The following is a 25,910-nucleotide window of genomic DNA, read 5'->3' as shown; positions in this document are numbered from 1 at the left end:
ATTGCCATGGGCTAGCAGCGCAGGATGACTTTATCCGAAAATGAAAGTGCCAGGCGCCCGGTAATGGGCAAGCGCGAGCTGATCGTGTTGCTGGCCCTGTTGATGAGCCTTAACGCGCTGGCGATCGACGCGATGATCCCCGCGCTGGCCGATATGGCGGGCGAACTGGGTGTTGAGGACGGCAACCGCCGCCAATTGGTGATCGCGGTCTATTCCATCGCCATGGGTATCGGATGCCTTGTCCCCGGCTCCTATGCCGACCGCTATGGCCGGCGCCCCATCATGCTGCTGGCGCTGGGCTTCTATGTCGCGTGCAACCTGCTGATCGCGGTGCTGCACGACTTTGAAACCGTGCTTGTGGCGCGCGTGCTGTGCGGCGTTCTGGGAGCAGGACTGATGGTGGCGCCGATGGCCATTGTGCGCGACCTGTATGAAGGCGATGCGATGGCCCGGCTGATGAGCGTGATTGCCGCGGTTTTCATCACGGTGCCGGTGGTTGCGCCCAGTCTGGGGCAGGCGGTGCTGCTGGTGGCGGGCTGGCGTTTGATATTTGTGGCGCTGGCGGGGGTTGGCGCGTTGGCGGCGTGGTGGGTGTGGCAACGCCTGCCCGAAACGCTGAAGCCGGAAAACCGGCAGGAGATCAACCTGCCGGTGATCGCGCGCAATATGCGCGATGCCTTGGTCAACCGGCAGTCGATCGGATATGTGCTGGGCACCGCGCTGGTGATGGGCGGGGTGTTTGGTTATGTGAACATCGCGCAGCAGCTCTATACCGAACACTTCGCGGTGAGCACGGCGGCCTTTCCGCTGGTCTTCGGCGGCACGGCGGCGATGATGGCGGTGGCCAATATCACCAATTCGCGCATCGTCATGCGCTTTGGCGCGCGGCGCGTGTCGCATACCGGCGTGCTGATTTTCATCGCGGTCAGCTGTGTGCAGGTATGGGCGGCGCATACGCATCCGGGCGATATCCGCTATTTCGTGCCGCTGATGGCGCTGAACCTTGGCCTGCTCGGCTTTCTGGGCGCGAATTTCGGCTCGATCGCGCTGCAACCCTTCGCGCATATCGCGGGTGCGGCCAGCAGCGTGCACAGCTTCTTCCGGATGTTCGGCGCGGCGATGGTGGGGCTGGTGATCGGGCAGTTCTATGATGGCAGCGCGCGCCCCTTTGCCTATGCCCTGCTGATCAATTCTACCCTGGCGCTGTGTTTCGTGCTGTATAGCGAGAAAGGCGTGCTGTTCCGCCGCCTGAACAAGAAACCGCCGCAGGAGCGTATTGTCCCGTGACCCAGCATTTCGACCTCATCGTGATTGGCGGCGGGGTGAACGGTGCGGGGGCGGCGCGCGATGCGGCAGGGCGCGGGGCGCGTGTCCTGCTGCTGGAGGCGGGGGATCTGGGCAGCGGCACGTCGAGCAAATCGACCAAGCTGGTGCATGGGGGCCTGCGCTATCTGGAACACGGCGAATTCGCGCTGGTGCGCGAGGCGCTGGCCGAGCGCGAGGTGCTGTGGCGCATTGCGCCGCATATCGTGCGGCCGATGCGCTTTGTCCTGCCGGTGAACAAGGCGATGCGCGCCCACTGGAAGCTGCGCGCCGGGCTGTTCATGTATGACCGGATTGCCGGGCGCAGCAGCTTTCCGGGCGCGGAGGCGATCAAGCTGGACGATCATCCGGCGGGCGATCCGCTCTATGCCGAAATTACCGGCGGCTTTGAATATTCGGATGCCTGGGTGGATGATGCGCGGCTGGTCGTGCTGAACGCGGTGGATGCCGCGCGGCGCGGTGCGGTGGTGCGCACGCGCTGCCCGGTCAGCACGATCGCGCGCGAAGGTGATGCGTGGCGCGTCACCGCAGGCGGCGAGGAGTATACCGCCGCCGCGCTGGTCAACGCCGCAGGCCCCGCGGTGGACGATCTGGCGCGGCTGGCGGGCACCGCGCCCAAATATGCGATCCGCCGCGTGCGCGGATCGCATATCGTGGTGCCGCGCCTGTTCGATCACGATTTCGCCTATGTCTTCCAGCAGCCCGATACGCGCATCTGCTTTGCCATTCCGTATGAGGAGCATTTCACGCTGATCGGCACCACCGATGCCGACCATACGGGGCCGCTCGATCAGGTGGAACCGGATGCGGAGGAGATCCGCTATCTGTGCGACGCGGTGAACCGCTATTTCGTGGAGAATATCACGCCCGCAGACATCGTCTGGTCCTATGCCGGCGTGCGTGCGCTGGTGGATTTCGGGAAAGACCGGCCCGAAGCGGCCACGCGCGGCTACCGGCTGGTGCTGAGCGCGGCCGAAGAAGGCGCGCCCATGCTGGGCATTTATGGCGGCAAGCTGACCTCCTACCGCCATGTGGCGGAAGAAGCGGTCGATCTGCTCGCCACGCGCCTGCCTGTGCTGCAAGGCGATCACTGGACGGGGCAGCAACCGCTGCCCGGCGGCGATTTTCCGCGCGACGCCATCGGCCTGCTGGTGGGGGAACTCGCGCGCGAATATCCGTTTCTGACCCATGTGGATGCGTTGCGGCTGGCGCGTTCCTATGGCCTTGATGCGGTGACCATTCTGGGAGACGCAAAGGCGCGGGTCGATCTCGGGCGCGATTTCGGCTGCGGCCTGACCGAGGCCGAAGTGCGGCATCTGATCCAGCAGGAATGGGCCTTCACGGCAGAGGATGTGCTGTGGCGCCGCACCAAAATGGGCCTGCATATGAGCGCGGCCGAGCAGGCGGGCTTGCGCGAATATATGGGGGCGTGAAAGTCCCCCTCCCGCAAGCGGAGGGAAAAGGATGTTTTACCCGCCCGCCTGCGCCATCGCGATCAATTCTGCCCGTGTCCAGCGCGGCATCTGCGGAACCGGAGGCGGCGGGGCGAACACCTGCCTCAATGCGCGCGCCACAAGGACGAGTTTTGCGCCCTTGCCGGTATGCACGCGGGCATCCCATGCCGCAGGCCCGCGGGCGCGCACCTTGCGGGCAATCGCGCCATAGATATTGGCGGCGGACAGCACCGCCCAGCGGCTGCGCCACGGCAAGCGCGCCGCGCCGATCCGCGCGGCACTTTCATGCGCCTGCGCCATGTCAGCCATTCGGGCGGCGAGCGCCACCAGAGCAGGGCGGTGGGCAGGGTGCATATGCTGGCCGGGCGGAATATCCATCTCGGCCAGCCATTCGGCAGGGATATAGCAACGATCTGCTGCCGCATCCTCCGCCACATCGCGCAATATATTGCCCAACTGGAAGGCAAGGCCAAGGTCGCAGGCGCGGTCCAGCGTGTCCGCGTCCTGCGGTGAAACGCCCATCACCACCGCCATCATCACGCCCACCGCGCCCGCCACATGGTAGCAATAGCGCATCAGATCGCCTTCGCTGCGCGGCTGCCATCCGGCCGCATCGAGCGCGAAGCCGGCGATCACATCGTCCGCCATGCCTTGCGTCAGCCCGCATTCGGCCGCCACCACGCCCAGCGCATCGAAGGCGGGGTGGCCTGTTGCCTCGCCCGCCATGGCACGGGCGGTCAGGTCGCGGATCAGTTCCAGCCGTTCGCCCTCCTGCCCGTCGCGCGCGGCCAGCGCGCCGCCCATGTCCTGCCCATCGGCCAGATCATCGCACGCCCGGCACCAGGCGTAGAGCAGATGCACCCGCTCGCGCGTAGCTGGATCGAACAGCAGCGAGGCGGCGGCAAAGCTTTTCGAGCCTGCCGCAATGGCAGCGCGCGCCTGCGCCACCAACTGGGCGCGCGCCGCGGTCACAAATCCTCGTTACGGATTTGCAGCACAGTGGTGATGGGGGTGAAGGCGGCCATTTTCTCCAGCAGCGTGTCTAGTGTTTCCGCGTCCAGAATAATGCCGCGATGCGCAGGCCGGATAAAGCCCACATCCGCCATCTGCCGGTTGAACGCCAGCAGCGTGTCGTAAAAGCCAAAGGCGTTGAGCAGGCCCACGGGCTTGGCGTGATAGCCAAGCTGCGCCCAGCTGACCGCTTCCCACAATTCGTCCATTGTCCCCACCCCGCCGGGCAGGGTGACGAAGCCATCGGACAGGTCGGTAAAGGCGCGCTTCCTCTCGTGCATTCCGGGCACCACGATCAATTGCGTGCAATCGCGGTTGGCGACCTCGTGATGTTCCAATGCTTCGGGGATAACGCCGATCACCTCGCCGCCCGCCTCCAAAGCGCCAGAGGCAACCGCGCCCATCAAGCCCAGCCTGCCGCCGCCATAGACCACGCCAATGTTCCGTTCGGCCAGCGTCCGGCCTACATCGCGCGCCAGGGCGACATAGCGCGGATCGGCCGGCGTGGCAGAGCCGCAATAGATGGCAAGGCGTTTCATATGGCATAGTCCCCAGCGGGGGCAGGGGGGGAGGACAGGCGCTCACAGAGGCACAGGGGCACAGAGAGGATCGTCATCGGGTCTCTGTGCCTTCGTGCCTTTGTGAGCGCAACAACCGCTTTGCCGCCTAGCCCAGCAAATCCGCGATCATCAGCCCGGCGGTGGCCTTGGCGCTGCCGACCACGCCGGGGATGCCTGCGCCCGGATGCGTGCCTGCGCCCACCAGATAGAAATTGCCGATCACATCATCCCGGTTGTGGCCGCGGAACCACGCACTCTGCGTCAGCACCGGCTCCAGGCTGAACGCACTGCCCAGATGTGCGTTGAGGTCGTGGCTGAAATCGGTGGGGGTGTAGTGGAAGCTCGTCACCAGCCGGTCGTGAATGTCGGGGATCAGGCGGCGGCCGATTTCGTCCAGAATGCGCTTTTCCAGTTGCGGGCCGACAACCGACCAATCGACGTTCAGCTTGCCCAGATGCGCCACCGGGACAAGGGCATAGAAGGTGCTCTTGCCTTCGGGCGCCATGGCCGGATCGGTGACGGTCGGGTGGTGCAGATAGATCGAGAAATCCTCCGGCAGCACGCCATGGGTGTAGATGTCATCCAGCAGCCCCTTATAGCGTGGGCCGAACAGGATCATGTGGTGCGGGATGCCCGGCCATGTGCCTTCAATCCCGAAATGCACCACGAACAGGCTGGGCGAGAAGGTCTTGCGGGAAAGGCTTTTGGCCTGCGATGTGCCGCGGTAATTGTCGCCCAGCAGATCGCGGTAGGAATGCATGATATCGGCATTGCTGGCGACGGCATCGAACTGACCCGTCCAGCCGCTCTTGGTGACAACGCCCGTGGCCTTGTTGCCCAGCGTTTCGACCTTGGCCACCCCATCGCCCACGCGCATCGTTCCGCCCAGCCGCTCGAAATGGCGCACCATGCCTGCGATCAGCCGGTTGGTGCCGCCGCGCGTCCACCACACGCCGCCATCCTTTTCCAGCTTGTGGATCAAGGCATAGATGCTGCTGGTCTTCATCGGGTTGCCGCCCACCAGCAGCGTGTGGAAGGACAAAGCCTCGCGCAGCTTCTCGTTGCGGATATATTTGCTGACCATCGAATAGACGCTGCGCCACGCCTGATGCTTCATCAGCGCGGGCGCGGCCTTTATCATCGACTTGAAATCGAGGAAGGGCACGGTGCCCAGCTTCACATAGCCTTCCTCATACACCCCGGCGGAATAGTGCAGGAAGGCATCATATCCGGCGACATCGGCGGGATCGAGTTTTGCGATCTCCTTGCGCAGGCCCGCCTCGTCGTTCGAGTAATCGAAATTGGTGCCATCGGGCCAGTTGAGCCGGTAGAACGGCATCACCGGCATCAGTTCCACATCCTGCGCCATGTCGTGGCCCGACAATGCCCACAATTCCTTCAGGCAATCGGGATCAGTCACCACAGTGGGGCCTGCGTCAAAGGTGAAACCGTCCTTCTGCCAGTAATAGGCGCGGCCGCCGGGCTTGTCGCGGTTCTCGATCACGGTGGTGGCGATGCCGGCACTTTGCAGGCGGATGGCCAGCGCCATGCCGCCAAAGCCGGCTCCGATCACGCAGGCGGTGCGGGGGGCAGGGTTTGTCATCGGGTCAGGCTTTCCTGTTGGAGAAGAGGAGGGGCGGTCGGTCGCTGGTGAGCGCGGACAGCGCGCGGCCCACCGGCACGGGCGGCTTGCCCACCAGCACGCGCGCCATGTCGGCCAGGGTCGATTGCCCGGCATAGAAGCGTTCAATCAGCGGTTCGGGCAGGCGGTAGAAGCGTTCGAAAATGCGCACACGCTCCGCCGGCTCCGCCGCGCCGAACAGCATGGTGCCAAGCAGGCGGTAGAATCCGGTCGCCTGCCAATGGCCAAGGCTGCGCGCTTCCAGCTTTTGCGCCAGTTGGCTGGCGGGCAGATGCGCGTGCCTGGCAATCGCCAGCGCGGTCTGCACGGCAAAGGGCAGGGTGTAGCTGGTGAGCGGGTGGACAAACAGCCCGCGCGCGCCTGCCAGCGCCACGCCTTCCACGCGCGCCTCGGCCAGATAGGCTGCGGGATCGCCCCCGGTGATGACGGGCAGCACGCCGGTCTCGCGGCCAATCTCGCGGCCCGTCCAGCCGCGCGCGGCGCAATGGGCGTCGATCCGGGCGGACAATTCGCCTTCGTCCAGATCGGGCGTGTCCTGGTAATAAGTGTCCTCAACGAACAGCTCGTCCGGCGCCAGCGGCAGGACATAGACGAAGCGGTAGCCGCCCAGCTGCTCGACACTGGCATCCATGATGATCGGGCGGGTGAGGCCATGCGGCACATCGGTGGCGATATGGCGGCCCATGAAGACCTGCCAGCCGCCGTTCAGATGCGCAGAGGGCAGCGCGCCGCGTGCGTCGATCACTTTGCCAGCATCAATCCGCGTGCCATCGGCCAGCGTGACGCCGCCCGCATCCAGCGCGGCGATGGGCGCGTTGCACTGGATTGCGCCCTGCGGCAGTTCGCGGTGCAGCGCGGCGGCAAAATCGGCGGAGGCAATCGAGCGGTAGGGCGCGGCAAGGCGGCGGGCATGGCCGGGAAAGGCCACTTCGTTCCCCGCATCCCACACGGTTTGCGCAACAGGGGAAAGCAGATCGTGGCCTTCGCCGGTCAGGTCGCTGGAAAACACGCTCCACCGGTGGTTGCCACCGGGTGTGGGGCCAGCTTCCACCAGCCGCAGTGTCATGTCGGGATGGCGTTTCGCCACGGCCAGCGCAATCAAGCCGCCCGCCAGGCCCCCCCCGGCAATCACCATATCGCACGCGTGGCCTGTCATGGATTGCGCCTTACCCTATTGGGCAAAAGGCGCAATCATGGGCAGATGGCGGTATGCGCTGCGATGGCGGATTATTCCGCCGTTCCGCCCGCGTCCGCCCCCTCGCCGCCCAGTTGCAATGCCGGGCGCGGGCCGGGCATAGCGGCGCTGCGGTTCCCGCTCATCAGATAGGTGTCGAACCATTCCATCATGCGGACATTGTAATCATACCGCGCCGCGGCGCGCGCATTGCCGTGCCCTTCGCCAGGATAGAGCACCAGCCGCACCGGGGTTTCCGGACGTCGCGTGCGGATATGGCGATACAGCTCGTAACTTTGCGTGGGGGACACGCGGGTGTCTTCTTCGCCATGCAGGATCAGGATCGGCGTTTCCGCCTTGTCGACATGATAGATCGGGCTGCGTTCGAGCAGATGATCCCATTCCTCCCACGGCCATTTGCGTTCGTGCACCAGATACATTTCGTTGGGAATGTCGGTGGTGCCGAACTTGCTGATATTGTTGGAAATGCCAACAGACATCACCGCTGCGGCAAATTCGGCGCTGTAATAGGTTGCACCCCACGCGCTGGCAAAGCCGCCATAGGACCCGCCGGTAATGCCCACGCGGCTTCCATCGACCAGTCCCATTTCGACCAGCGCGGCCTTGGCATCGACCAGATCGTCGAATTCCTTGCCCGCGTAATCGCCCTGATGCTGCATCGAAAAGGCCACGCCGTAAGCGGTGGAGCCGCGGTAATTGGGCAGGAATACGGCATAACCGCGCCCCGCTGCCACCTGCCCCGGACTGGCATAGCCGGTCTGCCAGCCATTGCTCTCATGCGCCTCTGGCCCGCCATGCACATCCAGGATCAGCGGTGCCCCGCCAAAGGGGATGCCGCCCACCGGCTCGATCAGCACGCCTTCAATCTGTTGCCCGTCGCGCGCGGTATAGGTCAGCGTGCGCTGCGGGCCGAAAGTGATTTCGGACAGCCACGGATTATGCTCGGTCCAGCGGTCGAACCCGCCGCCCGAATAGACGAAGAGTTCATTGGGATGCGCGGGGCTGTCGGCCAGCACCGCCAACCGGTTGCCGCCCTGTTCCAGCGCGGTGACGATCAGGTCGCCCGTCTCCACTTCGCGCAGCATCCGCCCGCGGGGGTCATAGAAGCGCAGCACGCTCTGCGCGCCCACATGGACGGTGGCGGCAAGGCGGCCATCGGCCATCCATTCGGCATCCACCGCCGCTTCGGCCGCGCCTTCGTTCACCGGGGTGAGGGCAAGCGTGGCGACATCGACCATATACAGCGTGGTGGCGGCGGGATCGTGCTGGTCCACGCCCGCGATCAGCGACAGCGTGCGCCCGTCGGGGGCAATTTCCAGATCCTCGATCTTGCCGGTGGTTTCCACCGCGCGGGTGGTGCCGGTGTCAAGGTCGATGATATGCGGGCGGCGGCGCATCAGATTGTCGTCCACCAGCGTGGTGGGGGCGGATTTGACCACCAGAAAGCTGCCATCGGGTGCAAGGCGCATCTCGTCCACATGGCCGGGCACGGCGATTTCGCGCGGGGCAGTGTCCACCGATGTGCCGACAGTGGCGGCGAACAGGCGGTTGAAGCGCTGCTCTTCCTCGTAAACAATTGCGGTGAAGCCCTTGCCCGCTTCCGCCTCGCGCGCGCTGTCGGGGGCGGGGCCGGCGAGCAGATAGGCCGTGCGGCCATCGGGGCTGAGGGCATAGGCGCTGACATTGGCATCCGCCACACCGGCCAGCTTGCGCGGCGCGCCGCCATGAACCGGAACGCCCCACAGGCTGCGTTTCTCGTCCCCTTGCGCCCACAGATAGGTGATCAGGCTGCCATCGGGCGAAAAGGCGATCTGCCCGGCATTCACGCCTTCGGGCAGATAGGCGCGCGCCTGCATCGGGCCATCCGCCAGAAACAATTGCTGGCGCAAGGTGCCGTCCGGTTCCCCTTGCGTCACATCGGGGCGCGATCCGGTGGTATAGGCAATGCCGGTGCCATCGGGCGATACGGCAAGGCTCACCGCCGCGCGCACCCGCGCTACGTCCTCCGGCGTCATGGGCCGCGCCAGCGCAGTATTGGACAGCAAAAGCGAAAGGACGAAGGCACCGGCAAGGCCTGCGCGGCTTGAGGTCGTCATGAATATCGGATCCGGGAATGGTTACTCGTGCAACCGCAATAGCAAGCAATTCGCCGAAGACAAGACTCTCAGCCTGCCGGACGCAGCGACTTTTCGCGGTTGGGATAGACATCGAATGTGCGCCCGCGCACCGTGATCGTCTCGCCCTTGAAGGTGCGCTGTTCCATGTCGCGGGCGCGGTGGCCGGTTACGATCGCCCGGTCGCCAGCGCGCGCATGATCGGGGCCAAAGCCCGATGGCGCGGCCTGTATCGGCGGGGAGAGATCCACCACCCATGTCGCCCCCGCTGCATCGCGCAGCCGCAATTGCAGGTGCGGATTGGTAAAGCTGATGGCGAGAATCTCGCCCGACAGGCGGCTTTCCTCGGCCTGTGTCCACGCCCAGCCGTGATGCGCCGCTGCGCCCAGCGGGGTCAGCAGCGCTGCTGTTGCGCCAAGGGTGAAAACGGTGTGCCGTGCCATTGCCGTATCTCCTTATGTCCCCTCTGCACGGGAAGGTAACACAGGCGGCGCGTCAGGCAAAATCGTCGAGCAGGCGGGCGTGCAGGCTGTCATCCGGGGCAGGTTTCAGCAGCGCCTCTGCCGCGCGCCATTCGCTGCGCAGCCAGCATTGCTGCGCCTCGTCCCCTCGCAGGATAACCGGCATCCGCGCCCGGCCCAGTCCCTTGAGCCGGGGATTGGCGGGGCAGGTGAGCAGCGCGAAGGAGGGCACTTCGCTGTCTTTCCACACGCCCGCCAGCGCCATGATCGGCTGATCGGTGCAAGTGATGGCATAGCGTTCCCGCCGTCCCTCCACATCGGTGCCCGCGCCCCATTCGATGAAACAGGTCGCAGGCACAAGGCAGCGGAACTCGCTGTTGCGCAAATTGCCGATCCAGAACGGGCTGTCCGCCTTGGCGACATGGGATACCAGCCGCGTGGGATCGTGGGCGGAGGGCGGAGGCGGCACGCCCCACAGGCGCGGCACCATGCGGCGCGGCGTGCGCGGCGGGCGCGGCCCCGCCACCGCCTCGCGCCCGGCGGTGATGACGGGGGCAAAGCGCCCCGGCGCGGCATAGCCGCCGGCCCAGGGATCATCCCCCGCGGCTGCGCCAAAGGTGCGCGCAACCGTGCCGGAAGGCGCGTCGAGGCGGTAGAGCATGGTCATTGCCCCGCCAGCATGGAGCCGCGATCACGACAAGGCAAATGCCCACTGGACTCCTGTTTTGGGAGCGCTACCATCGCGCGCAAACACTTGAACGGGAAAGGATTGGACGATGGGCGCGGGTGCAGGGCATTTGCGAGGCGCGGCAATCGGTAGGGCGAGCATGGCGGCACTGGCGATGGCGCTGGCCGCCTGCGGGGGCAGCGGCAGTTCGGCAACCCCCACGCCGCCGCCGGTGGCAACGCCCGCGCCCACTCCTGCCCCCACACCCACGCCGACCCCTACGCCGCCTGCCGTGCTGGTGCCTTCCGCGCTCAGCCAACAGGATGCGCGCATCGGCGCCTGCATCAACATGGCCAATATGCTCGAACCTCCCCGCGAAGGCGATTGGGGCCGTGCAATCAACGCTACCGACTTTGCCGATATCGCGGCCAAGGGGTTCGAAACGGTGCGCCTGCCGGTGCGCTGGTCGAACCATGCGAGCTACACCGCGCCCTATACGATCGATCCTGCCTTCATGGCGCGCGTGGTGCAGGTGGTGGGGCAGGCGCGCGCGGCGGGTCTGCGCGTGATTCTGAATGTCCACCATTACGAGGATGCGGGGGGCAACATCTTCAGCGATCCCGCCGGGCAGACCGCGCGGCTGGCGGGATTGTGGAAGCAGATAGCCAATCAGTTCAAGGACGAGCCGGATGATATGGTGTGGTTTGAACTTCTGAACGAGCCGCACAACCGGCTGACCCATGCCAATCTCCTCAGCGTGCTTGGCCCGTCGCTCGCCGAAGTGCGCGCCACCAATCCCACGCGGCCGGTGGTGATCGGGGGCGAGAACTGGAGCGGGGTAGCCACGCTCGACACGCTGCCGCTTCCCAATGATGCCTATATCATCGCCACGATCCATTCGTATGACCCGTTCAATTTCACGCATCAGGGGGCAAGCTGGGTCAATCCCTCGCCGCCGATGGGCGCGACATTCGGAAGCCCGGCTGACCTTAACGCGCTGCAAGGCCATCTGGTGACGGTGCAGAACTTCACCGCGCGCACCGGGCGGCCTGTATTCCTGGGCGAATATGGCGCGATTGAAGGGATTTCGATGCCGGAACGCGTGCACTACTACCGCACCATGCGCGAGGCATATGCGAGCATCAATGTCGATGCCTGCGCCTGGGGCTATACCAACAGCTTCGCCATCCGCGACCAGACGACCGGCGTCTGGCACGAGGATCTGGTGGCGGCGCTGGGGTTGTAAGCGCGGCCTCTCCCCAGTGGACTTGGCGCATTGCCGGGCCTAGCCTGCCGTTTGAGGAGGCCCGGCAGCGCGTTGCGTTGCCGCCGGGCGGGGAAGGGAAGGGAGACAACTGCCATGGCCACTGCCGCGACGATCACCGCATGGATTACCCTGTTCACCGGGCTTTACGCGCTGGCCGCCAGTGTGGGCGAATTGCGCCAGCCGGGAAGCTGGGCCGCCATGCTGGACGAGTTTGAGAAGCGCGAAGGCCTGCGGTTCCTGACCGGGCTGTTTCTGCTGGCGCTGGGCGCGGCGGTTTACCTCGTCAATCCCTGGAATCCGGCAGACTGGCTGTCGGTCGCGGTAACGATCATGGGTGCGGGGATGGTGGTGGAAGGGATGGTGATGCTCGCCTTTGGCCGGGCCTATCTGCATTTCTTCAACCGCTACCTTGGCGGGGTGAACCGCGTCTGGGCGCTGCTGGGTGCAGGCTTTGGCATCGTGGCGATCTGCCTTGCTGCCCTGCGGTTCTGACCGGGCGGTAAAGGGCTTCCCGGCGGAGGGGAAAAGGACTACATCATCGCCATCCCCGGGGAGCCTGCTGCGGCTGAGAGGGGCAGGTAAGCTCTGCCCGACCCGTTGAACCTGAACCCGTTAGCACGGGCGGAGGGAGGGCCGGTTGCATATGCCGCAAAACCCTCTCCCGTCCATCAAGGAGAGCGTTTCGATGGCCGATATCAACAGCAAGCTCGAAATTGGCGTCACCACCGGGCCCATCCGGGGCAGCCGCAAGGTGTATGTCGGCCCGCTTCGCGTGGCCATGCGCGAGATCGATCTGGAACCGTCAAGCGGGGAACCGCCGCTGCGCGTCTATGACACCTCCGGCCCCTATACCGATCCCGCCGCCACTATCGACATTGCCGCTGGCCTGCCCGAACTGCGCCGCCAATGGCAATTGGCGCGCGGCGATGTGGAGGAATATGACGCGCGCGAAACCAAGCCCGAAGATAACGGCCAGTTGGGGCCGGATCGCAGCGGCGGCGTGCCGCCTTTCCCCAATGTGCGGCGGCGCGTGCTGCGCGCCAAGCCGGGCGCAAACCTTTCCCAGATGCATTACGCCCGCCGCGGCATCATCACGCCCGAAATGGAATATGTCGCCGCGCGCGAAAATCTGGGCCGCGAAATGCTGCGCGATCATGTGCGCGACGGGAATGACTGGGGTGCCAGCATCCCCGACCATGTGACGGCAGAATTCGTGCGTGACGAAGTGGCGCGCGGCCGGGCGATCATCCCCAGCAATGTCAACCACCCGGAATGCGAACCGATGGCGATCGGGCGCAATTTCCTCGTCAAGATCAACGCCAATATCGGCAATTCCGCGGTCGCCTCGGACGTGGCGAGCGAAGTGGACAAGATGGTCTGGTCGATCCGCTGGGGCGCGGACACGGTCATGGACTTGTCCACCGGGCGCAACATCCACGACACCCGCGAATGGATCATCCGCAACAGCCCCGTGCCCATCGGCACCGTGCCGATCTATCAGGCGCTGGAAAAGGTCGGCGGCGTGGCCGAGGATCTGACCTGGGAGATCTTCCGCGACACGCTGATCGAACAGGCCGAACAGGGCGTGGATTATTTCACCATCCATGCCGGCGTGCGCCTGCCCTATATCCCGCTGACGGCAAAGCGCGTGACCGGCATCGTGTCGCGCGGCGGCAGCATCATGGCGAAGTGGTGCCTGGCGCACCACAAGGAGAGTTTCCTCTACGAGAAGTTCGACGAGATCACCGAGATCATGAAGGCCTATGACATCGCCTATTCGCTGGGCGACGGCCTGCGGCCCGGCAGCATTGCCGACGCCAATGACGAGGCGCAGTTTGCCGAGCTTTACACGCTGGGCGAGCTGACCAGGCGCGCCTGGGAACAGGACGTGCAGGTGATGATCGAAGGGCCGGGCCATGTGCCCATGCACAAGATCAAGGAGAACATGGACAAGCAGCTCGCCGCCTGCGGCGAAGCCCCGTTCTACACGCTCGGACCGCTCGTCACCGATATTGCGCCCGGATACGACCACATCACCAGCGGCATCGGTGCCGCGATGATCGGCTGGTATGGCACCGCCATGCTCTGCTATGTCACGCCCAAGGAACATCTGGGCCTGCCCGACCGTGACGATGTGAAAGTGGGCGTTGTCACTTACAAGCTGGCCGCCCACGCGGCCGACCTTGCCAAGGGGCATCCCGCGGCCAAGCTGCGCGACGATGCGTTGTCCCGTGCGCGGTTCGAATTCCGCTGGCGCGACCAGTTCAACCTCAGCCTCGATCCCGATACGGCCGAGCAGTATCACGACCAGACGCTGCCCGCCGAAGGTGCCAAGACAGCGCATTTCTGTTCGATGTGCGGGCCGAAGTTCTGTTCGATGAAGATCACGCAGGAAGTGCGCGACTTTGCCGCCAAGCAGAACGCCGCGCCCGATACCTTCATCGCGGCTGAGGAGGCGGAGAAGGGCATGGCGGAAATGAGCCGCAAATATGACGAGCTGGGCCGCGAGCTGTATCTTGGCGCAGGCGGGCGCGAGCACGATTGATGGCCGATCTTTACCTCAGGAACCTCGAATCCGAACGCAAGGCGCTGTGGGCCACCTGCCGGTTGAAGGGGCTGGCCAAGGATACGCCCGAACGCCAGCGCATCGCCGCGCTGGACACGGCGATTGCGGCGCACAAGGCAAAGCAGGCAGGGTGAAGGGGGTTTGAGGCTTGGGAAGATGCGCCGCAGCCTTTAGCTGTTGCGCATATTCTCCAGCCCCTTGACCGTGCCGGGCTTGTCCACCGTCAGCCCGGCCAGCGGTTTGGGAGCCTTGGCTGCCTTGGGCTTGCGGATTTCCTTGTTCGATTTCTTCTGGCCTTTGGCCATGCCGTGGTTCCGATCTGTTCGGGGGTGCCGCAGGAAGTGCGAGGCGACCTGGCTTGCTATAGCACGCCCGCACCGGGCTGCCTAAGGCTTTGCCCGAAGCAGGGCGGGACTGCCCGGCTGCCTTCCCTTTTTTCCTGTAATCTTGCTGTTGTGCTGGAGAATCGGCGGCGGATCGCCCAGACTGCCGCGAAACAGGGCACAGGCTGCACGCTTGGGCCAGACGAAGGGAGGGTCGCAATTGATTTCGTATCACTCAGGGGCAGGGCTGCCTGCGCGCATTCGTGCAGGCGCCGCTCCGGCTTTGGCGCTGGCGCTGCTGGCGGGTTCTGCCACGCTCAACGCGCAGCCGGCCGCCTCTCCTGCCCGGTTCGATCCGGCGGCCTTCTTTACCGGCCGCACCACCAGCGAAGGCACGCTGACGCAGATCTTTGCGTCGGACAAGGTGACCCGCGTCACCACTTTCGGCACGCGGCAGGCAAGCGGCGACATGGTGCTCGACCAGCAGGTGCAGATCGGCGAACAGCCGGTGCGCAACCGCACCTGGCGCCTGCGCGAGACAACGTCGGGCCGCTTTACCGGCACGATTTCGGATGCGGCGAACGACCTCACCGGCACGCTGGCAGGCAATACGCTGACGCTGACATATACGATGGACAACAATCTGAACGTGCATCAGGTCATCACTGCCAATCCCGGCGGGCAGAGCGCGCAGAATGTGATGCGTATCCGCCGTTTCGGCATCACCGTGGCACGGCTGACCGAAACGATCCGTCGGGCAGACTGAAACGCGCTCCTCCATCTGGCCCCCGCCGCGCGCATGGCTTGCGGTTCCGGGGAACCCGGGCACCTTTGGCCCATTGGGTTGGAGAATACCCCACAGGCGAGAGGAGACAGCAATGGAATTCCATTTCAACACCGACAGTTCGGTCATGGGCACCGAGAACGTGGCGGAGCGGGTGGAAGCGCAGGTGCGCGACCGCTTGTCCCGCTTTGCCGAACGGCTGACCCGCATCGAGGTGCACATCAGCGACACCAACGGGCGCAAGGGCGGCGGTGACGATGTGCGCTGCCTGATCGAAGCGCGGCCACGCGGCGGCGATCCGCTCTCTGCCACCGCGCACGAAGGGGATGTCGACAGCGCGGCGCGGGCGGCCTCGTCCAAGCTGGTGACCGTGCTCGAAACGCATTTCGGCAAGGCCGATCGGCACCCCCGGCCCGACCGCTCGATTCCGGCAGGCGGCGTCTGATCCGCGATCGGGTCTGACAATCCGGCAGCATATCACGAATGGGCCGGGATGCGTTACGCGTCCCGGCCCTTTGGGCTATCTCTTGCGCACGAATTCGGCGCGCAGCACCAGCCCCTTGATGCCGGGATATTTGCAGTCGATCTCCTGCGCGTCTCCTGTCAGGCGGATCGAGGGGATGACAGCGCCCTGCTTCAGCGTCTGTCCCGCGCCCTTGACGGTGAGGTCTTTCACCAGCGTGACCGAATCGCCCGTGGCAAGCAGATTGCCCACCGCGTCGCGCACTTCCACCGCATTTTCCTGCGCCCGGCGCGCCGCCAGTTCCGAGTCGGGCAGCCATTCGCCGCTGTCCTCGTCATAGGTGTAATCGTCATCATGTGCATATGTCATTGGTGCAAAATCGCCTCGGCATTCTCCGCACCTGCCCTTTGGGACAGGTCGTATCGCGCTGGGATGCGCCCATATGTGGTGGCGGAGGTCGTTCCGGACGGGGGGAACACTGAAAGGATCACCATGACCAAGCGCATTATCCTTCCCCTGCTGGCGACGTGCGCGCTGGCTCTTCCCGGTTGCGGCCAGGCCGCTGAAAGCGAAGCTGCCGCCGATACCGCGATGGAAGCGGCTCCCGCCACCACCGGCACCATCGTTGATGTGGCCGTTGGCAACCCCGATTTCTCCACGCTGGTTGCCGCCGTGCAGGCCGCAGGCCTGGTGGAAACCCTGTCGGGCACCGGGCCCTTCACCGTGTTCGCGCCGACCAATGCCGCCTTTGCCAAGCTGCCCGCCGGCACGGTCGAAACGCTGACCACCACCGAGACCGAAACGCTGGGCGGCATCCTCACCTATCATGTGGTGGCGGGCAATGTGATGGCCGCCGATCTGCTGGCTGCAATCGAAGGCGCGGGCGATGCCGGTTACGCCATCACCACGGTCAACGGCGCGACGCTGACCGCGCGCGTTTTGGACGGTGCCGTGGTGCTGACCGATGCGGCGGGCAATAGCTCGACCGTGACCGCCACCGATGTGCCCGCATCCAACGGTGTGATCCACGTGATCGACACCGTGGTGATGCCGGGCTGAAACGCCTTGTGATTGGCCGGGCCGGTTCACTGTTTTTGCCGAGGGGCGAGGCAGGGAACCGGCCCTGTTTGTATGCGGAGACTTAGGCCACGATGTTGCTGAGCCGCGTTCCGCCATTCCCGCGCTGGCTGGGGCTTGCCGGCCTTTTGCCGCAGGCGGCCTGCCTGCTGGCGGTGTGGAGCGGGGTGGGCGAATGGCGCTGGACTGCGCTGGCGGCGGCCTGGGCTTATGCCGCGCTGATCTTCAGCTTTCTGGGCGGGATGTGGTGGGGCATTGCCGCTGCACGGGTGAACGATGGCAAAGGGGTTCCGGGCTGGCTGTGGCTGGCAGCGGTTGCGCCCAGCCTGATTGCGCTGGCGAGCTTCATGCCGTGGGTGCTGGGCTACCCCTGGCCCGCGCCTTCCCTTGCGGTGCTGACGCTGCTGCTGCTGGCCAGCCCGCTGGTCGATGCACGGATCGGCGATCTGGTGCCGCAATGGTGGCTGCGGATGCGGCTGGCGCTGTCGCTGGGCCTCGGCACGATCACGCTGCTGCTGGCAATGGCCGCCTGATCCGCAGATGAGCATTAGGTGATTGGGCCAAGGCGTGCTACAAGCCCCTTGCTGACGTCGAATATTGCGACGGACTTCGGCTTTTGACGACCGCTTTTGCCCTGCCAAGCAGGGACGGCGTACTTGGACGACGACTTCCTTTCTCTGGACGAGACTGACGCACGACCGGCTGCGCAATGCTGCGCGGCCACCACTCTGTTTCCAATGAAAGGAACATCGCATGGCCAAGACTGGCACCGTAAAGTTTTTCAACGCCGACAAGGGCTATGGCTTCATCCAGCCCGATGACGGCTCGTCGGACAGCTTCGTCCACATCACTGCCGTGCAGGCAGCGGGCTGGGCCACGCTGGACAAGGAACAGCGCGTCAACTTTGAAGTTGAGCGCGGCCGTAACGGCAAGGAAAGCGCCATCAATCTGACGATGGCGGATTGATCTGACGATCAATCTGCCGGTTGAACTGGCGGTTGATCTGGCAATTTCGGGGGCGGGGTGACCATGTCGCTCCGCCCCTTTCCTTTGTTCAGCAGGGTCGGGGCGCGCGTCCCGGTGGCGTAACAATCGCCCCTTCCAGCCCGGTGTTGGGCACTGGCCGCAAATCCGGTTTCGGGTTACACTGCCCCCATGCGTCAGACTTGTCTTCCGCTCGCCCTCTGCCTCGCCCTTGCGGCGTGCTCGTCGCAGCCCGACGGGCAATTGCCCGGCAATGTGCAGGACGATCAGCCCTTTTCCGCGATTGCCCCGGACGAGGTGATCCGCCTTGTCGGGACAGAACCGTTCTGGGGCGGCGAGATCGCGGGCGATGTGCTGCGCTGGTCGACCCCTGAAAATATCGATGGGCAGGCGATCAGCGTGGAACGCTTTGCCGGGCGAGGCGGCCTGTCCTTCAGCGGCACGCTGGACGGCGGCGCGATCGACATCGTGGTAACCCCCGCGCCGTGCAGCGACGGAATGAGCGACCGCACCTACCCCTTTGCCGTGACCGTGCAAAAGCGCGCGGAGCAGTTGAACGGCTGCGGCTGGAGTGACCGGCAGCCCTATACCGGCGGCAGTGAATAGCGCCTTTGGGTCTCAGAACAGGCCGGGCACATATTCCTGCACCGCATCGGGCACGGGCCGGCGCAGCATCCCTCTTTCATCTGGCAGGCGGGCCGTTGTGCGCGCCTCCCCCGTGGCCGTGATCGGCGTGCAGGTGCCCCCGCGCAGGAATGTCAGCGCGGTGGCCAGCATATTTTCCGCCGGATCGCCCAGCGGGCGGCTGATATCGTCAAAGGCGCGGCAGGAGTTGGGAACCGTGCTGGCAAGCCCGGTGTAATAATCGCCCTGGCGATTGGCGTTCTCCACCCGCAGGGCCACCACCCGCAGACGGTCGTCACACGCCGCGCGATCGAGCGCGATCTGGCCCACGGGCTTGCCAAAGGTGTTCTCCCCCACAATCGCCAGCGCGGTATTGGGCAGATAGGGCTGCATCGAATTGATGATCATCTCGCTCGCCGAGGCGCTGCCGCCGGTGGTGATGAACGCGATTCGGGTCGGCTGGATCGATTGCGGCGTGGGGCTGAAACGGTAGGTGCTGTTGTTCGATGCCTTGGACGGGCGGAAGGTGATGTAATCGAACACCTGCCCGCCCAGATTGCGGCCCATCAGGTCGCCCATCAGTTCGGCGATGCTGATCAGCCCGCCGCCATTGTAGCGCAGGTCGATCACCAGCTCGGTCACGCCTGCATTGCGGAAGGAGAGGTAGGCCGCGCGCAGATCGGGATCGGCGGTGTCGATGAAGGTGCGCAGATTGAGATAGCCAACCTGCTTGCCGCCATCGTTGATGATCTTTGTGCCGAAACGGTCGGACACCGGATCGAGCGCGAATTCGGTCTTGGTGAGCGTCACCTGCCGCTCCACCCCGGTCTGGTCGCGCACACGCAGCACCCGTGAAATGCCCGGATCGGAGGGGCCAAGCGCGTTGACCACCGCGTTTGGCCCGCCGCTCGCCATCAGCGCGCTGACCGTTTGCAGCGTGCTGGCGCTGGTGCCGATGGCCAGCAATTCGCTGCCACGGTCGATATTCTGCGCCAGCGCCGGCGCGCCTTCGAAGGCCTCGATCACCGCCACGCGCCGCGCGGCGACATCATAGGCGAGGCGGAAGCCGAACCCGGCGCTGGAGCCCTGCTCGAAAAAGGCGTTCTCCTCTGCAATCGAGGTGATGTAGGTGAAGAACCGGTCGCGCGATTGCGCGCGGGCCGGGGCCACCAGCGCATCGATATAGGATTGCACGCTGGGGTAGGATGCCTTGTTCACATTGGTGGCGAGCAGATCGGGGAAGAGATACCATTCGGTCAGTTGCGCCGCCACCCAGTCCTGCCGCGCGGAAAGCGCGCAGGTGGCGCTGGTGGGCGTCGGCGTCGGCGTCGGCGTGGCGGTGGGCGTCGGCGTGGGAACAACCCCGGTTCCGCCGCCGCCCGAACTGCCCGATCCCCCGCACGATGCCAGCATCGCCGCACAGGCAAGAACAAGGGCGGGGCGGGCCACTTTCATGAGAAGTCATCCAGTCCGGTTGCCTCGGCGCCGCAGGGTAATGCGCAGCCAAGGCCTTGAATTTGTCCAAGGCTATCGGCGCCTTGGTGCACTGGCAAGCACGATAAACCGGTGTTCGGGCCCAAAAGTTGTGTGCAATTGCGCCATAGTGGACCGGTTGCGGGCCAAGTGCCCTTGCCAAGGGGCGTCTTGCGCGGCACATCGGCCCTTCCGGCCCGGGGGGAGAGGGCTGAATCGCGCAAGTCTGCGCAAGTCCCTCGCGCAGTTTTTCGCGCGGGGCCTTTGGAGGAAGTAGCGGTTTTTCATGTCTGATCCTGTGCCATCCTGGTTGGCCAAGGGGCTTGTCGCTCCCGGCGCGGCTCATGCGGATCTCGCCGTGGCGCGCCTGGCGCATCAGGGGCTGGTGTCGGACGCGATGCTGGGCAAAGGCGGCTTTGCCCTGACCAGTGCCGCCTTCGCCAACGGGGAGGAGCTGGACCCCAGCTTCACCGCGGACGAGGAAGACTCTGTTGCCCCGCCGCTGGAATGGTCCGCGCCGCCGCCCGGCACGGCCGAACTCGTGCTGATCGTGGAAGACCCGCAGGCGGGCGCACTGTGCCATTGGGCCGTGTGGGGCCTGCCCGGCCAGCGCGGCAAGCTGCTGGAAGGCGAAACGCCGCCGCGCGTGGGCAAGAACGGGCGCGGCAATTCCGAATGGCTGCTGCCCGCGCCGCCGCATGGCGACGCCCCGCACCACTACGTATTCCAGCTTTTCGCGCTTGACCTGCCGCTGGTGCTGATGCCCGGCGCCACGCGCGAGGATCTGGTGAAGGCCATGTCGGGCCATGTCACGGCGGTTGCTTTGCTGACGGGGCTTTACGCCCGCGCAGAAGAGGGCGATGACGACTGGGACGATGACGACGCGGATTGATGTTGACGTTTTGAATTGGAAAACCGCCGCTCTGGCGATCTATTGAAGGGAAGGACATTATCATGGCTGCCAAGAACAACGCTCTCAACAAGCCGGTGACCCTGTCGGGTGCGCTGGAAAACGTGGTGGGCAAGGGCCCGATGACCCGCGCCGAAGTGACCAGCAAGGTGTGGGAATACATCAAGGCCAACAGCCTGCAGGACAGCAAGGACAAGCGCCAGATCAACCCCGATGCCAAGCTCGGCGCGGTGATCGGCAATGACCAGATCTCGATGTTCAAGATGACGGCTGCGGTGTCCAAGCACCTCAGCTAAAATCCGGCCTTCGGGTTTGATATGCAGGCGGGCGGGAAGCAGTTGGGTGCTTCCCGCCCGTTTTCATATGCAGCGTGCTCGGCGGCCTTGGCCTGAAGATGACGAAGTTGACATCGTGACGATGCCCGATTTCCGCCATTTCTGATGCAAAAGCAGGGGCTTGCGGGTGAATTGCAAAGTTGACACCACGCCGCATCGCTTTCGTGTTGTGTGGGGGATCGACGGTGGGAAAGAGCCGCCCGCAGGCTGGCGGCTTGTTGCGCTGTAGGAAAGCCGGTTTGCCCTGCGGCACTCCGAAAAATCGCCTAGAAGGTGTAGGCAAGCCCCGCCGATCCGAAGAACTGTGTCGCGTTGCCTGCATCGCGCACGATCGGGCTGGCGGCAAAATCGCCCTGCAACCGGCTGGCGCTGCCGATGGCGAACAGCGACCAGCCCGTGCGACCGCCCGAAAGCGAATGGGTGGCCAGCACATTGGCGCCCACGCTTTCCAGCCCGCCCTTCGCCGCGAAAGGGGCAAGCCCGCTGGCCGCCGCGCCCGCCGGGCTGATGCTGAAATAATAGTCGGCATAGCGGTTCGACGCGAAATCGGCGCCCACCGATGCGCGCACGAAGGTGCGGCGGCCCACCAGCGTGGAATAATCGACCGAGGGGCTGATCCGCCAACTGTCATGCGCGCCGGCGACATCGTGCACAAAGGTTGCGCCCAGCGACAGCTTGCCCGTCCGGCTGCCCACGCCGTTAAGGCCAATGCCGCCGCGCAGGCCCAGTTCGACTGCCCTGTCCAGTTTTCCCAGCGCGGCCACCTGCGCATCCTTGATCCCGCCGCTGCGGTTGAATCGCAGGCCCACCACCGGCCCCAGTTCCAGCTCCACGCGGCGCACCGGATTGTTGGCGATGGCATCGATGAACAATTGCGGCCCGTTCAGGCGGAAATCGTGGCCCTTTACCGTGCCCTGCACCACGCCGCCGGGGATCAGGCGGTATTCGTCCGCCCCGTCATAATCGGAGGTGACGCCGATCCCGACCCCGATGGTGAAGGTATCGCGCTGTGGCGGCGGGCCGCCCTGCGCCTGGGCCGGGGATGCAAAAGCGAGGGCGGGGAGGGCGAAAGCGGCAGCATATCGGATCATGTTCATGCGATGGCCATACCGGGATGTATGCTGCATGAAAGCCGGACCTTTTGCCTCGGTTCCTTGCACGCGCAAAATTCGTCCATGTGAAAACTTCATCCATGCGGAGAAGCGCCTTGCCGCCGTCCGCCTTGGCTGGCACAATCGCGCCCACCATATGACGAATATGCGTTGGCGGTATGGCCCGCCCGGCGCGAGAGGACAGGACAAAAACCCATGGCTACCATCGTTGGCGGCGTTGCCACGTCGCATACCCCCACCATCGCCTTTGCCAAGGATGCGGGCAAGTTCGAGGACCCGGTGTGGAAGCCGATCTTCGATGGCTACAAGCCGGTGCAGGACTGGTTCCGCGCCAAGAAGCCCGATGTCCTGATCTATATCTACAACGATCACATGACCTCGTTCTTTGACCATTACAGCCACTTTGCGCTGGGCGTGGGCGAGGAGTTCCGCGCGGCGGATGAAGGCGGCGGCCCGCGCGACATTCCCGCGATCAAGGGTGACCCGAAGTTTGCCGAACACGTCGCCCGCGTGATGGTGGCGAACGAATTCGACCTGTCCTATTTCCAGGGAAAGGGGCTGGATCACGGGGCCTTCTCGCCGCTGTCGGTGATGGTCGATTACGACGATGGCGGCTGGGCGGTGAAGCTGCTGCCGGTGGTATGCGGCGTGCTGACCGTGCCGCTGCCTTCCGCGCGCCGCTTCTACAAGTTCGGCAAGAGCCTGCGGCAGGCGATCCTGTCCTATCCTGAGGACATCAAGGTGGCGATTGCGGGCACGGGCGGCCTCAGCCATCAGGTGCACGGCGAAGGCTGCGGGTTCAACAATCCGGCATGGGACCACGAATTCATGGAGCGGCTGGAAAAGGATCCCGAAAGCCTGCTCGATATGACCGTGGCCGAACTTGCCAAGCTGGGCGGCTGGGAAGGCGCGGAAGTCGTCATGTGGCTGATGATGCGCGGGGCGCTGTCGGCCGATGTGGAATGTATCCACAAGACCTATTTCCTGCCCTCCATGTGCCCGATTGCCACGATGATCCTGGAGGAACGCACCCCCGATGCTCCCGAGGAAGCACCCGAAGCAACCCGCGCCCGCGCGGATCGTGAGTATGTCGGGGCCGAGGAGATGGAAGGCACCTATCCCTTCACCATCGAACGCAGCGTGAAGGGCTTTCGCCTCAACCATTTCCTCCATTCGCTGACCCAGCCCGAAATGCGGAAAGTTTTCCGTGAGGACGAGGAAGCCGCCTACGAAAAGGGCGGGCTGACCGAGGAGGAGCGCGATCTGGTGCGCCGCCGCGACTGGATCGGCATGATCCGTTACGGCGTGATCTTCTTCATGCTGGAAAAGCTGGGCGCGGTTACCGGCATCGGCAATATCGACATCTATGCCGCGATGAAGGGAATGAGCGTGCCGGAATTCCAGAAGACGCGCAACGCCGCGATCAATTACGGCGTGGCGGGCAAGGAAAAGTAAGGCGCTCCTGCGGGTTCCTCTGCGCGCAGAAAAGGGCCGGCACCGCGATCCGCGTGCCGGCCCCTTTTGCGTTTGACCCGGCGCAAGGATCGCCTGCGCCGCCTGCCCTATTTCTGCCTTCCGATGGGCCGCACGGATTCGGCCCGGCGGGAGAGAATGCATGGCCCAGATTGTTGGCGGTTTCGCCGTTTCGCACACCCCCACCATCGCCTTTGCGCAGGATGCGGGCAAGCAGGACGACCCGGTATGGAAGCCGATCTTCGACGGGTTCCAGCCGGTGAAGGACTGGCTGGCGCGGGTGAAGCCCGATGTGATCGTTTATGTCTATAACGATCACATGACATCGTTTTGGATGCAGCATTACAGCCACTTCGCCATCGGCATTGGCGAGGAATATGCGGCGGCCGACGAAGGCGGCGGGGCGCGCAAGGTGCCGCCGATCAAGGGCGATCCGCAACTGGCCGAACATATCGCCTTCGGCATGGTGGCGGATGATTTCGACCTTTCATATTGGCAGGGGATGGGGCTCGATCACGGGGCGTTCTCCCCGCTTTCGGTGCTGCTGCCGCACTCGGACGCAGAAGGCTGGCCCTGCCGCATCGTGCCGCTGCAATGCGGGGTGCTCGAACTGCCGATCCCCAAGGCGAAGCGGTTCTGGAACTTTGGCCGATCCTTGCGCCGCGCGATCCAGAACTACCCCGCCGATATCAAGGTGGCGATTGCGGGCACGGGCGGCCTGTCGCACCAGGTGCATGGCGAGCGCTGCGGGTTCAACAATGTGGCATGGGACCATGAATTCATGGACCGGCTCGCCAGGGATCCCGAAAGCCTGATCGATATCCCGGTGGGCGAACTGGTGAAGCTGGGCGGCATGGAAGGCGCCGAAATCGTGATGTGGATGCTGATGCGCGGATGCCTTGCGCCCAAGGTGAACGAGTTGCACCGCAGCTTTTTCCTGCCTTCGATGACGAGCATCGCCAGCATGGTGTTCGAGGATGCCGAAGAGGATCCTTCGCCCGAAAGCCGAGAGGAATATGCCACGCGCATCTATGCCGATGTCGCGCCCGCGCTGGGGCTGGAGGGCACCTATCCCTTTACCGTTACCCGCAGCGCAAAGGCCTGGCGGATCAACAATTTCCTGCATTCCATCGTCGATCCGGCCTTCCGCGCCCGGTTCAAGGCCGATTTCGAAGCGCTGGCCGCCGAATACGGTCTGACCGAGGAGGAAAAGACCCTGATCCGCGATCTCGATTGGATCGGCATGATCCGTTACGGGGTGATCTTCTTCAATCTGGAAAAGCTCGCGCCGGTGGTGGGGCTGGGCAATATCGATGTCTATGCCGCGATGAAGGGGATGAGCGTTGCGGACTTCCAGAAAACCCGCAACGCCGCGATCAATTATTCGGTGGAGGCCGAACCGGCGGAATGATCGGCCCTGCCCGCTCTTGCCCCGCTGCCGACCTGTTCTGGCGGCCTGCTCTGGCGGTCTGCCCTATTGCGGCCCCAGGCCGAATTCCTGCCGCTCGCGGTTGATATAGGGGCGGCACAGCTCCCCGATTTTCAGGACATAGACCGCTACCGGCGATGACCGGGCAAACTGCGGTTCGTTATAGGCATTGGTGATGATGGTGGAAAGCGCCGCGGCGGTCACCCGCTGTTCCACCAGGCAGCGCGTGCGCCCGCGCTTGGCCAAGGCCTCGACCAGCGTGTCATCGACATAGAAGAAATTGAGGCTGTCATTCAGCCCCTGCACATAGGCGGCCTTCGCCTCCGCCGTCAGCGCCATCCACCCCCCGCGCGTGTTGACGAAGCCCTCCGCCGCGGCCGGGACGGGCGCGGCCAAGGCTGCCGCCAGGACTGCAACCACGCCGCACATCAGCGCCCGCATACGCATTCGAATTTGGGCCGTAACCGCCATCATCGTGTTCATCCCTCACCTATTCAATTCAACCTAGCGCGGCTTTGCCAGCCGATCCAGCCGCGCAGCTTTACGACAAAAGCTGTTTTGCGCAGGCAATGTTCAAGGTTTGAGTTGTTCTGACAAGCGAACAAGGCTACTAAGTGTTAACCCGTAGTTGTGCTGGAACAAGTCCGGGACAGGGGCACGGGT

At 64.7% G+C, this 25,910-nt stretch carries 28 protein-coding genes and 1 riboswitch; of the genes, 16 read left to right on the top strand and 12 right to left on the bottom strand.

The window, feature by feature from the left end; genetic code table 11:
- The first annotated feature begins 24 nt into the window (after positions 1–24).
- Both WFP44_RS07050 and WFP44_RS07045 read left to right on the top strand, forming a co-directional pair.
- Positions 25–1,287, top strand: coding sequence for a multidrug effflux MFS transporter (locus WFP44_RS07050; RefSeq protein WP_336925723.1), 1,263 nt, complete (start codon positions 25–27; stop codon positions 1,285–1,287).
- Entirely contained in the window at positions 1,284–2,756 is a 1,473-nt protein-coding gene (locus tag WFP44_RS07045) for a glycerol-3-phosphate dehydrogenase (protein ID WP_336925722.1), read from the top strand. Before WFP44_RS07050 ends, WFP44_RS07045 begins: the two co-directional genes overlap by 4 nt.
- A gap of 36 nt (positions 2,757–2,792) precedes the next feature.
- Here the strand turns inward: WFP44_RS07045 and WFP44_RS07040 are convergent, their stop codons facing one another.
- From WFP44_RS07040 to WFP44_RS07010, 7 genes are all read right to left on the bottom strand, one after another.
- A complete protein-coding gene (locus WFP44_RS07040) occupies positions 2,793–3,749 on the bottom strand; it encodes a phytoene/squalene synthase family protein (protein WP_336925721.1) in 957 nt (318 codons plus the stop codon).
- Positions 3,746–4,327 carry an LOG family protein gene (locus WFP44_RS07035; protein ID WP_336925720.1) on the bottom strand — a complete coding sequence of 194 codons (582 nt, stop codon included), beginning with the start codon at positions 4,325–4,327 and terminating at the stop codon, positions 3,746–3,748. Before WFP44_RS07035 ends, WFP44_RS07040 begins: the two co-directional genes overlap by 4 nt.
- Positions 4,328–4,454: 127 nt before the next feature.
- Positions 4,455–5,951, bottom strand: coding sequence for a phytoene desaturase (locus tag WFP44_RS07030; protein WP_336925719.1), 1,497 nt, complete (start codon positions 5,949–5,951; stop codon positions 4,455–4,457).
- A gap of 4 nt (positions 5,952–5,955) precedes the next feature.
- Positions 5,956–7,146: a lycopene beta-cyclase CrtY gene (gene crtY, locus WFP44_RS07025; protein WP_336925718.1), complete on the bottom strand. Its 1,191-nt coding sequence runs from the start codon at positions 7,144–7,146 to the stop codon at positions 5,956–5,958.
- Positions 7,147–7,217: 71 nt separating this feature from the next.
- The gene (locus tag WFP44_RS07020) at positions 7,218–9,281 is read right to left on the bottom strand and encodes a S9 family peptidase (protein WP_336925717.1); all 2,064 of its coding nucleotides are present in this window, start codon (positions 9,279–9,281) and stop codon (positions 7,218–7,220) included.
- Between the two features lie 68 nt (positions 9,282–9,349).
- The gene (locus WFP44_RS07015) at positions 9,350–9,742 is read right to left on the bottom strand and encodes a DUF6152 family protein (protein WP_336925716.1); all 393 of its coding nucleotides are present in this window, start codon (positions 9,740–9,742) and stop codon (positions 9,350–9,352) included.
- A 52-nt stretch (positions 9,743–9,794) separates the two neighbouring features.
- Positions 9,795–10,427 (bottom strand): SOS response-associated peptidase family protein, encoded by a 633-nt coding sequence (locus tag WFP44_RS07010; protein ID WP_336925715.1) that lies wholly within the window; start codon positions 10,425–10,427, stop codon positions 9,795–9,797.
- 109 nt (positions 10,428–10,536) lie between these two features.
- On the opposite strand from WFP44_RS07010, the gene WFP44_RS07005 reads away from it, so the two are divergent.
- From WFP44_RS07005 to WFP44_RS06990, 4 genes are all read left to right on the top strand, one after another.
- A complete protein-coding gene (locus WFP44_RS07005) occupies positions 10,537–11,673 on the top strand; it encodes a glycoside hydrolase family 5 protein (protein WP_336925714.1) in 1,137 nt (378 codons plus the stop codon).
- A gap of 114 nt (positions 11,674–11,787) precedes the next feature.
- Positions 11,788–12,186 (top strand): hypothetical protein, encoded by a 399-nt coding sequence (locus WFP44_RS07000; protein ID WP_336925713.1) that lies wholly within the window; start codon positions 11,788–11,790, stop codon positions 12,184–12,186.
- A 46-nt stretch (positions 12,187–12,232) separates the two neighbouring features.
- Positions 12,233–12,341: riboswitch (TPP riboswitch) on the top strand.
- A gap of 38 nt (positions 12,342–12,379) precedes the next feature.
- Positions 12,380–14,239, top strand: coding sequence for a phosphomethylpyrimidine synthase ThiC (gene thiC, locus WFP44_RS06995; protein ID WP_336925712.1), 1,860 nt, complete (start codon positions 12,380–12,382; stop codon positions 14,237–14,239).
- A complete protein-coding gene (locus tag WFP44_RS06990) occupies positions 14,239–14,394 on the top strand; it encodes a hypothetical protein (protein ID WP_336925711.1) in 156 nt (51 codons plus the stop codon). Before thiC ends, WFP44_RS06990 begins: the two co-directional genes overlap by 1 nt.
- A 36-nt stretch (positions 14,395–14,430) precedes the next feature.
- On the opposite strand, the gene WFP44_RS06985 is transcribed toward WFP44_RS06990, so the two are convergent.
- Positions 14,431–14,565, bottom strand: a complete 135-nt coding sequence (locus WFP44_RS06985) for a hypothetical protein (RefSeq protein WP_336925710.1) — start codon at positions 14,563–14,565, stop codon at positions 14,431–14,433.
- A 238-nt stretch (positions 14,566–14,803) separates the two neighbouring features.
- Here WFP44_RS06985 and WFP44_RS06980 point away from each other — a divergent pair, with 238 nt between their 5' ends.
- Positions 14,804–15,349 carry a DUF3833 family protein gene (locus WFP44_RS06980; protein WP_336925709.1) on the top strand — a complete coding sequence of 182 codons (546 nt, stop codon included), beginning with the start codon at positions 14,804–14,806 and terminating at the stop codon, positions 15,347–15,349.
- A gap of 112 nt (positions 15,350–15,461) precedes the next feature.
- On the top strand, positions 15,462–15,812 hold the full coding sequence (locus WFP44_RS06975; RefSeq protein WP_336925708.1) for an HPF/RaiA family ribosome-associated protein: 351 nt from the start codon (positions 15,462–15,464) through the stop codon (positions 15,810–15,812).
- Between the two features lie 75 nt (positions 15,813–15,887).
- On the opposite strand, the gene WFP44_RS06970 is transcribed toward WFP44_RS06975, so the two are convergent.
- On the bottom strand, positions 15,888–16,199 hold the full coding sequence (locus WFP44_RS06970) for an alkylphosphonate utilization protein (RefSeq protein ID WP_336925707.1): 312 nt from the start codon (positions 16,197–16,199) through the stop codon (positions 15,888–15,890).
- Positions 16,200–16,322: 123 nt separating this feature from the next.
- Between WFP44_RS06970 and WFP44_RS06965 the strand changes: the two genes are divergently transcribed.
- The 4 genes from WFP44_RS06965 (at position 16,323) to WFP44_RS06950 (ending at position 18,497) form a co-directional block, all read left to right on the top strand.
- Positions 16,323–16,889: a fasciclin domain-containing protein gene (locus tag WFP44_RS06965; RefSeq protein WP_336925706.1), complete on the top strand. Its 567-nt coding sequence runs from the start codon at positions 16,323–16,325 to the stop codon at positions 16,887–16,889.
- Between the two features lie 92 nt (positions 16,890–16,981).
- Positions 16,982–17,440, top strand: coding sequence for a DUF3429 domain-containing protein (locus tag WFP44_RS06960; protein ID WP_336925705.1), 459 nt, complete (start codon positions 16,982–16,984; stop codon positions 17,438–17,440).
- A 220-nt stretch (positions 17,441–17,660) separates the two neighbouring features.
- Positions 17,661–17,873, top strand: a complete 213-nt coding sequence (locus tag WFP44_RS06955; protein WP_336925704.1) for a cold-shock protein — start codon at positions 17,661–17,663, stop codon at positions 17,871–17,873.
- Between the two features lie 189 nt (positions 17,874–18,062).
- Positions 18,063–18,497 (top strand): COG3650 family protein, encoded by a 435-nt coding sequence (locus tag WFP44_RS06950; protein ID WP_336925703.1) that lies wholly within the window; start codon positions 18,063–18,065, stop codon positions 18,495–18,497.
- A gap of 12 nt (positions 18,498–18,509) precedes the next feature.
- On the opposite strand, the gene WFP44_RS06945 is transcribed toward WFP44_RS06950, so the two are convergent.
- The gene (locus WFP44_RS06945; protein ID WP_336925701.1) at positions 18,510–19,970 is read right to left on the bottom strand and encodes a S41 family peptidase; all 1,461 of its coding nucleotides are present in this window, start codon (positions 19,968–19,970) and stop codon (positions 18,510–18,512) included.
- Positions 19,971–20,274: 304 nt separating this feature from the next.
- On the opposite strand from WFP44_RS06945, the gene WFP44_RS06940 reads away from it, so the two are divergent.
- Complete coding sequence (locus WFP44_RS06940; RefSeq protein WP_336925700.1) at positions 20,275–20,880, top strand: YbhB/YbcL family Raf kinase inhibitor-like protein; 606 nt, start codon at positions 20,275–20,277, stop codon at positions 20,878–20,880.
- Positions 20,881–20,942: 62 nt separating this feature from the next.
- Positions 20,943–21,194 (top strand): SWIB/MDM2 domain-containing protein, encoded by a 252-nt coding sequence (locus WFP44_RS06935; RefSeq protein WP_336920063.1) that lies wholly within the window; start codon positions 20,943–20,945, stop codon positions 21,192–21,194.
- Positions 21,195–21,499: 305 nt separating this feature from the next.
- On the opposite strand, the gene WFP44_RS06930 is transcribed toward WFP44_RS06935, so the two are convergent.
- Positions 21,500–22,330, bottom strand: coding sequence for a MipA/OmpV family protein (locus WFP44_RS06930; RefSeq protein ID WP_336925699.1), 831 nt, complete (start codon positions 22,328–22,330; stop codon positions 21,500–21,502).
- Between the two features lie 210 nt (positions 22,331–22,540).
- Between WFP44_RS06930 and WFP44_RS06925 the strand changes: the two genes are divergently transcribed.
- Positions 22,541–23,800 carry a gallate dioxygenase gene (locus WFP44_RS06925; RefSeq protein ID WP_336925698.1) on the top strand — a complete coding sequence of 420 codons (1,260 nt, stop codon included), beginning with the start codon at positions 22,541–22,543 and terminating at the stop codon, positions 23,798–23,800.
- Positions 23,801–23,960: 160 nt separating this feature from the next.
- Positions 23,961–25,229, top strand: coding sequence for a gallate dioxygenase (locus WFP44_RS06920; RefSeq protein WP_336925697.1), 1,269 nt, complete (start codon positions 23,961–23,963; stop codon positions 25,227–25,229).
- 63 nt (positions 25,230–25,292) lie between these two features.
- On the opposite strand, the gene WFP44_RS06915 is transcribed toward WFP44_RS06920, so the two are convergent.
- A complete protein-coding gene (locus WFP44_RS06915; protein WP_336925695.1) occupies positions 25,293–25,694 on the bottom strand; it encodes a hypothetical protein in 402 nt (133 codons plus the stop codon).
- Between the last annotated feature and the right edge of the window lie 216 nt (positions 25,695–25,910).

It is taken from the genome of Alteraurantiacibacter palmitatis (assembly GCF_037154115.1).
Classification (GTDB): Bacteria; Pseudomonadota; Alphaproteobacteria; order Sphingomonadales; family Sphingomonadaceae; genus Alteraurantiacibacter; species Alteraurantiacibacter palmitatis.
Note: the sequence above shows the minus strand (reverse complement) of the source record. Positions and strands in the feature narration are given on the sequence as shown.

Coding starts and splice junctions, on each gene's coding strand:
- WFP44_RS06965 (WP_336925706.1), top strand. CDS start 16,323: ATGACCAAGCGCATTATCCTTCCCCTGCTGGCGACGTGCGCGCTGGCT.
- WFP44_RS06985 (WP_336925710.1), bottom strand. CDS start 14,565: ATGGCCAAAGGCCAGAAGAAATCGAACAAGGAAATCCGCAAGCCCAAG.
- WFP44_RS07035 (WP_336925720.1), bottom strand. CDS start 4,327: ATGAAACGCCTTGCCATCTATTGCGGCTCTGCCACGCCGGCCGATCCG.
- crtY (WP_336925718.1), bottom strand. CDS start 7,146: ATGACAGGCCACGCGTGCGATATGGTGATTGCCGGGGGGGGCCTGGCG.
- WFP44_RS07005 (WP_336925714.1), top strand. CDS start 10,537: ATGGGCGCGGGTGCAGGGCATTTGCGAGGCGCGGCAATCGGTAGGGCG.
- WFP44_RS06960 (WP_336925705.1), top strand. CDS start 16,982: ATGTTGCTGAGCCGCGTTCCGCCATTCCCGCGCTGGCTGGGGCTTGCC.
- WFP44_RS06935 (WP_336920063.1), top strand. CDS start 20,943: ATGGCTGCCAAGAACAACGCTCTCAACAAGCCGGTGACCCTGTCGGGT.
- WFP44_RS06970 (WP_336925707.1), bottom strand. CDS start 16,199: ATGACATATGCACATGATGACGATTACACCTATGACGAGGACAGCGGC.
- WFP44_RS06955 (WP_336925704.1), top strand. CDS start 17,661: ATGGCCAAGACTGGCACCGTAAAGTTTTTCAACGCCGACAAGGGCTAT.
- WFP44_RS06925 (WP_336925698.1), top strand. CDS start 22,541: ATGGCTACCATCGTTGGCGGCGTTGCCACGTCGCATACCCCCACCATC.
- thiC (WP_336925712.1), top strand. CDS start 12,380: ATGGCCGATATCAACAGCAAGCTCGAAATTGGCGTCACCACCGGGCCC.
- WFP44_RS07010 (WP_336925715.1), bottom strand. CDS start 10,427: ATGACCATGCTCTACCGCCTCGACGCGCCTTCCGGCACGGTTGCGCGC.
- WFP44_RS06950 (WP_336925703.1), top strand. CDS start 18,063: ATGCGTCAGACTTGTCTTCCGCTCGCCCTCTGCCTCGCCCTTGCGGCG.
- WFP44_RS06915 (WP_336925695.1), bottom strand. CDS start 25,694: ATGCGTATGCGGGCGCTGATGTGCGGCGTGGTTGCAGTCCTGGCGGCA.
- WFP44_RS06975 (WP_336925708.1), top strand. CDS start 15,462: ATGGAATTCCATTTCAACACCGACAGTTCGGTCATGGGCACCGAGAAC.
- WFP44_RS07015 (WP_336925716.1), bottom strand. CDS start 9,742: ATGGCACGGCACACCGTTTTCACCCTTGGCGCAACAGCAGCGCTGCTG.
- WFP44_RS06920 (WP_336925697.1), top strand. CDS start 23,961: ATGGCCCAGATTGTTGGCGGTTTCGCCGTTTCGCACACCCCCACCATC.
- WFP44_RS06990 (WP_336925711.1), top strand. CDS start 14,239: ATGGCCGATCTTTACCTCAGGAACCTCGAATCCGAACGCAAGGCGCTG.
- WFP44_RS07050 (WP_336925723.1), top strand. CDS start 25: ATGACTTTATCCGAAAATGAAAGTGCCAGGCGCCCGGTAATGGGCAAG.
- WFP44_RS06945 (WP_336925701.1), bottom strand. CDS start 19,970: ATGAAAGTGGCCCGCCCCGCCCTTGTTCTTGCCTGTGCGGCGATGCTG.
- WFP44_RS07000 (WP_336925713.1), top strand. CDS start 11,788: ATGGCCACTGCCGCGACGATCACCGCATGGATTACCCTGTTCACCGGG.
- WFP44_RS07020 (WP_336925717.1), bottom strand. CDS start 9,281: ATGACGACCTCAAGCCGCGCAGGCCTTGCCGGTGCCTTCGTCCTTTCG.
- WFP44_RS07030 (WP_336925719.1), bottom strand. CDS start 5,951: ATGACAAACCCTGCCCCCCGCACCGCCTGCGTGATCGGAGCCGGCTTT.
- WFP44_RS06940 (WP_336925700.1), top strand. CDS start 20,275: ATGTCTGATCCTGTGCCATCCTGGTTGGCCAAGGGGCTTGTCGCTCCC.
- WFP44_RS06930 (WP_336925699.1), bottom strand. CDS start 22,330: ATGAACATGATCCGATATGCTGCCGCTTTCGCCCTCCCCGCCCTCGCT.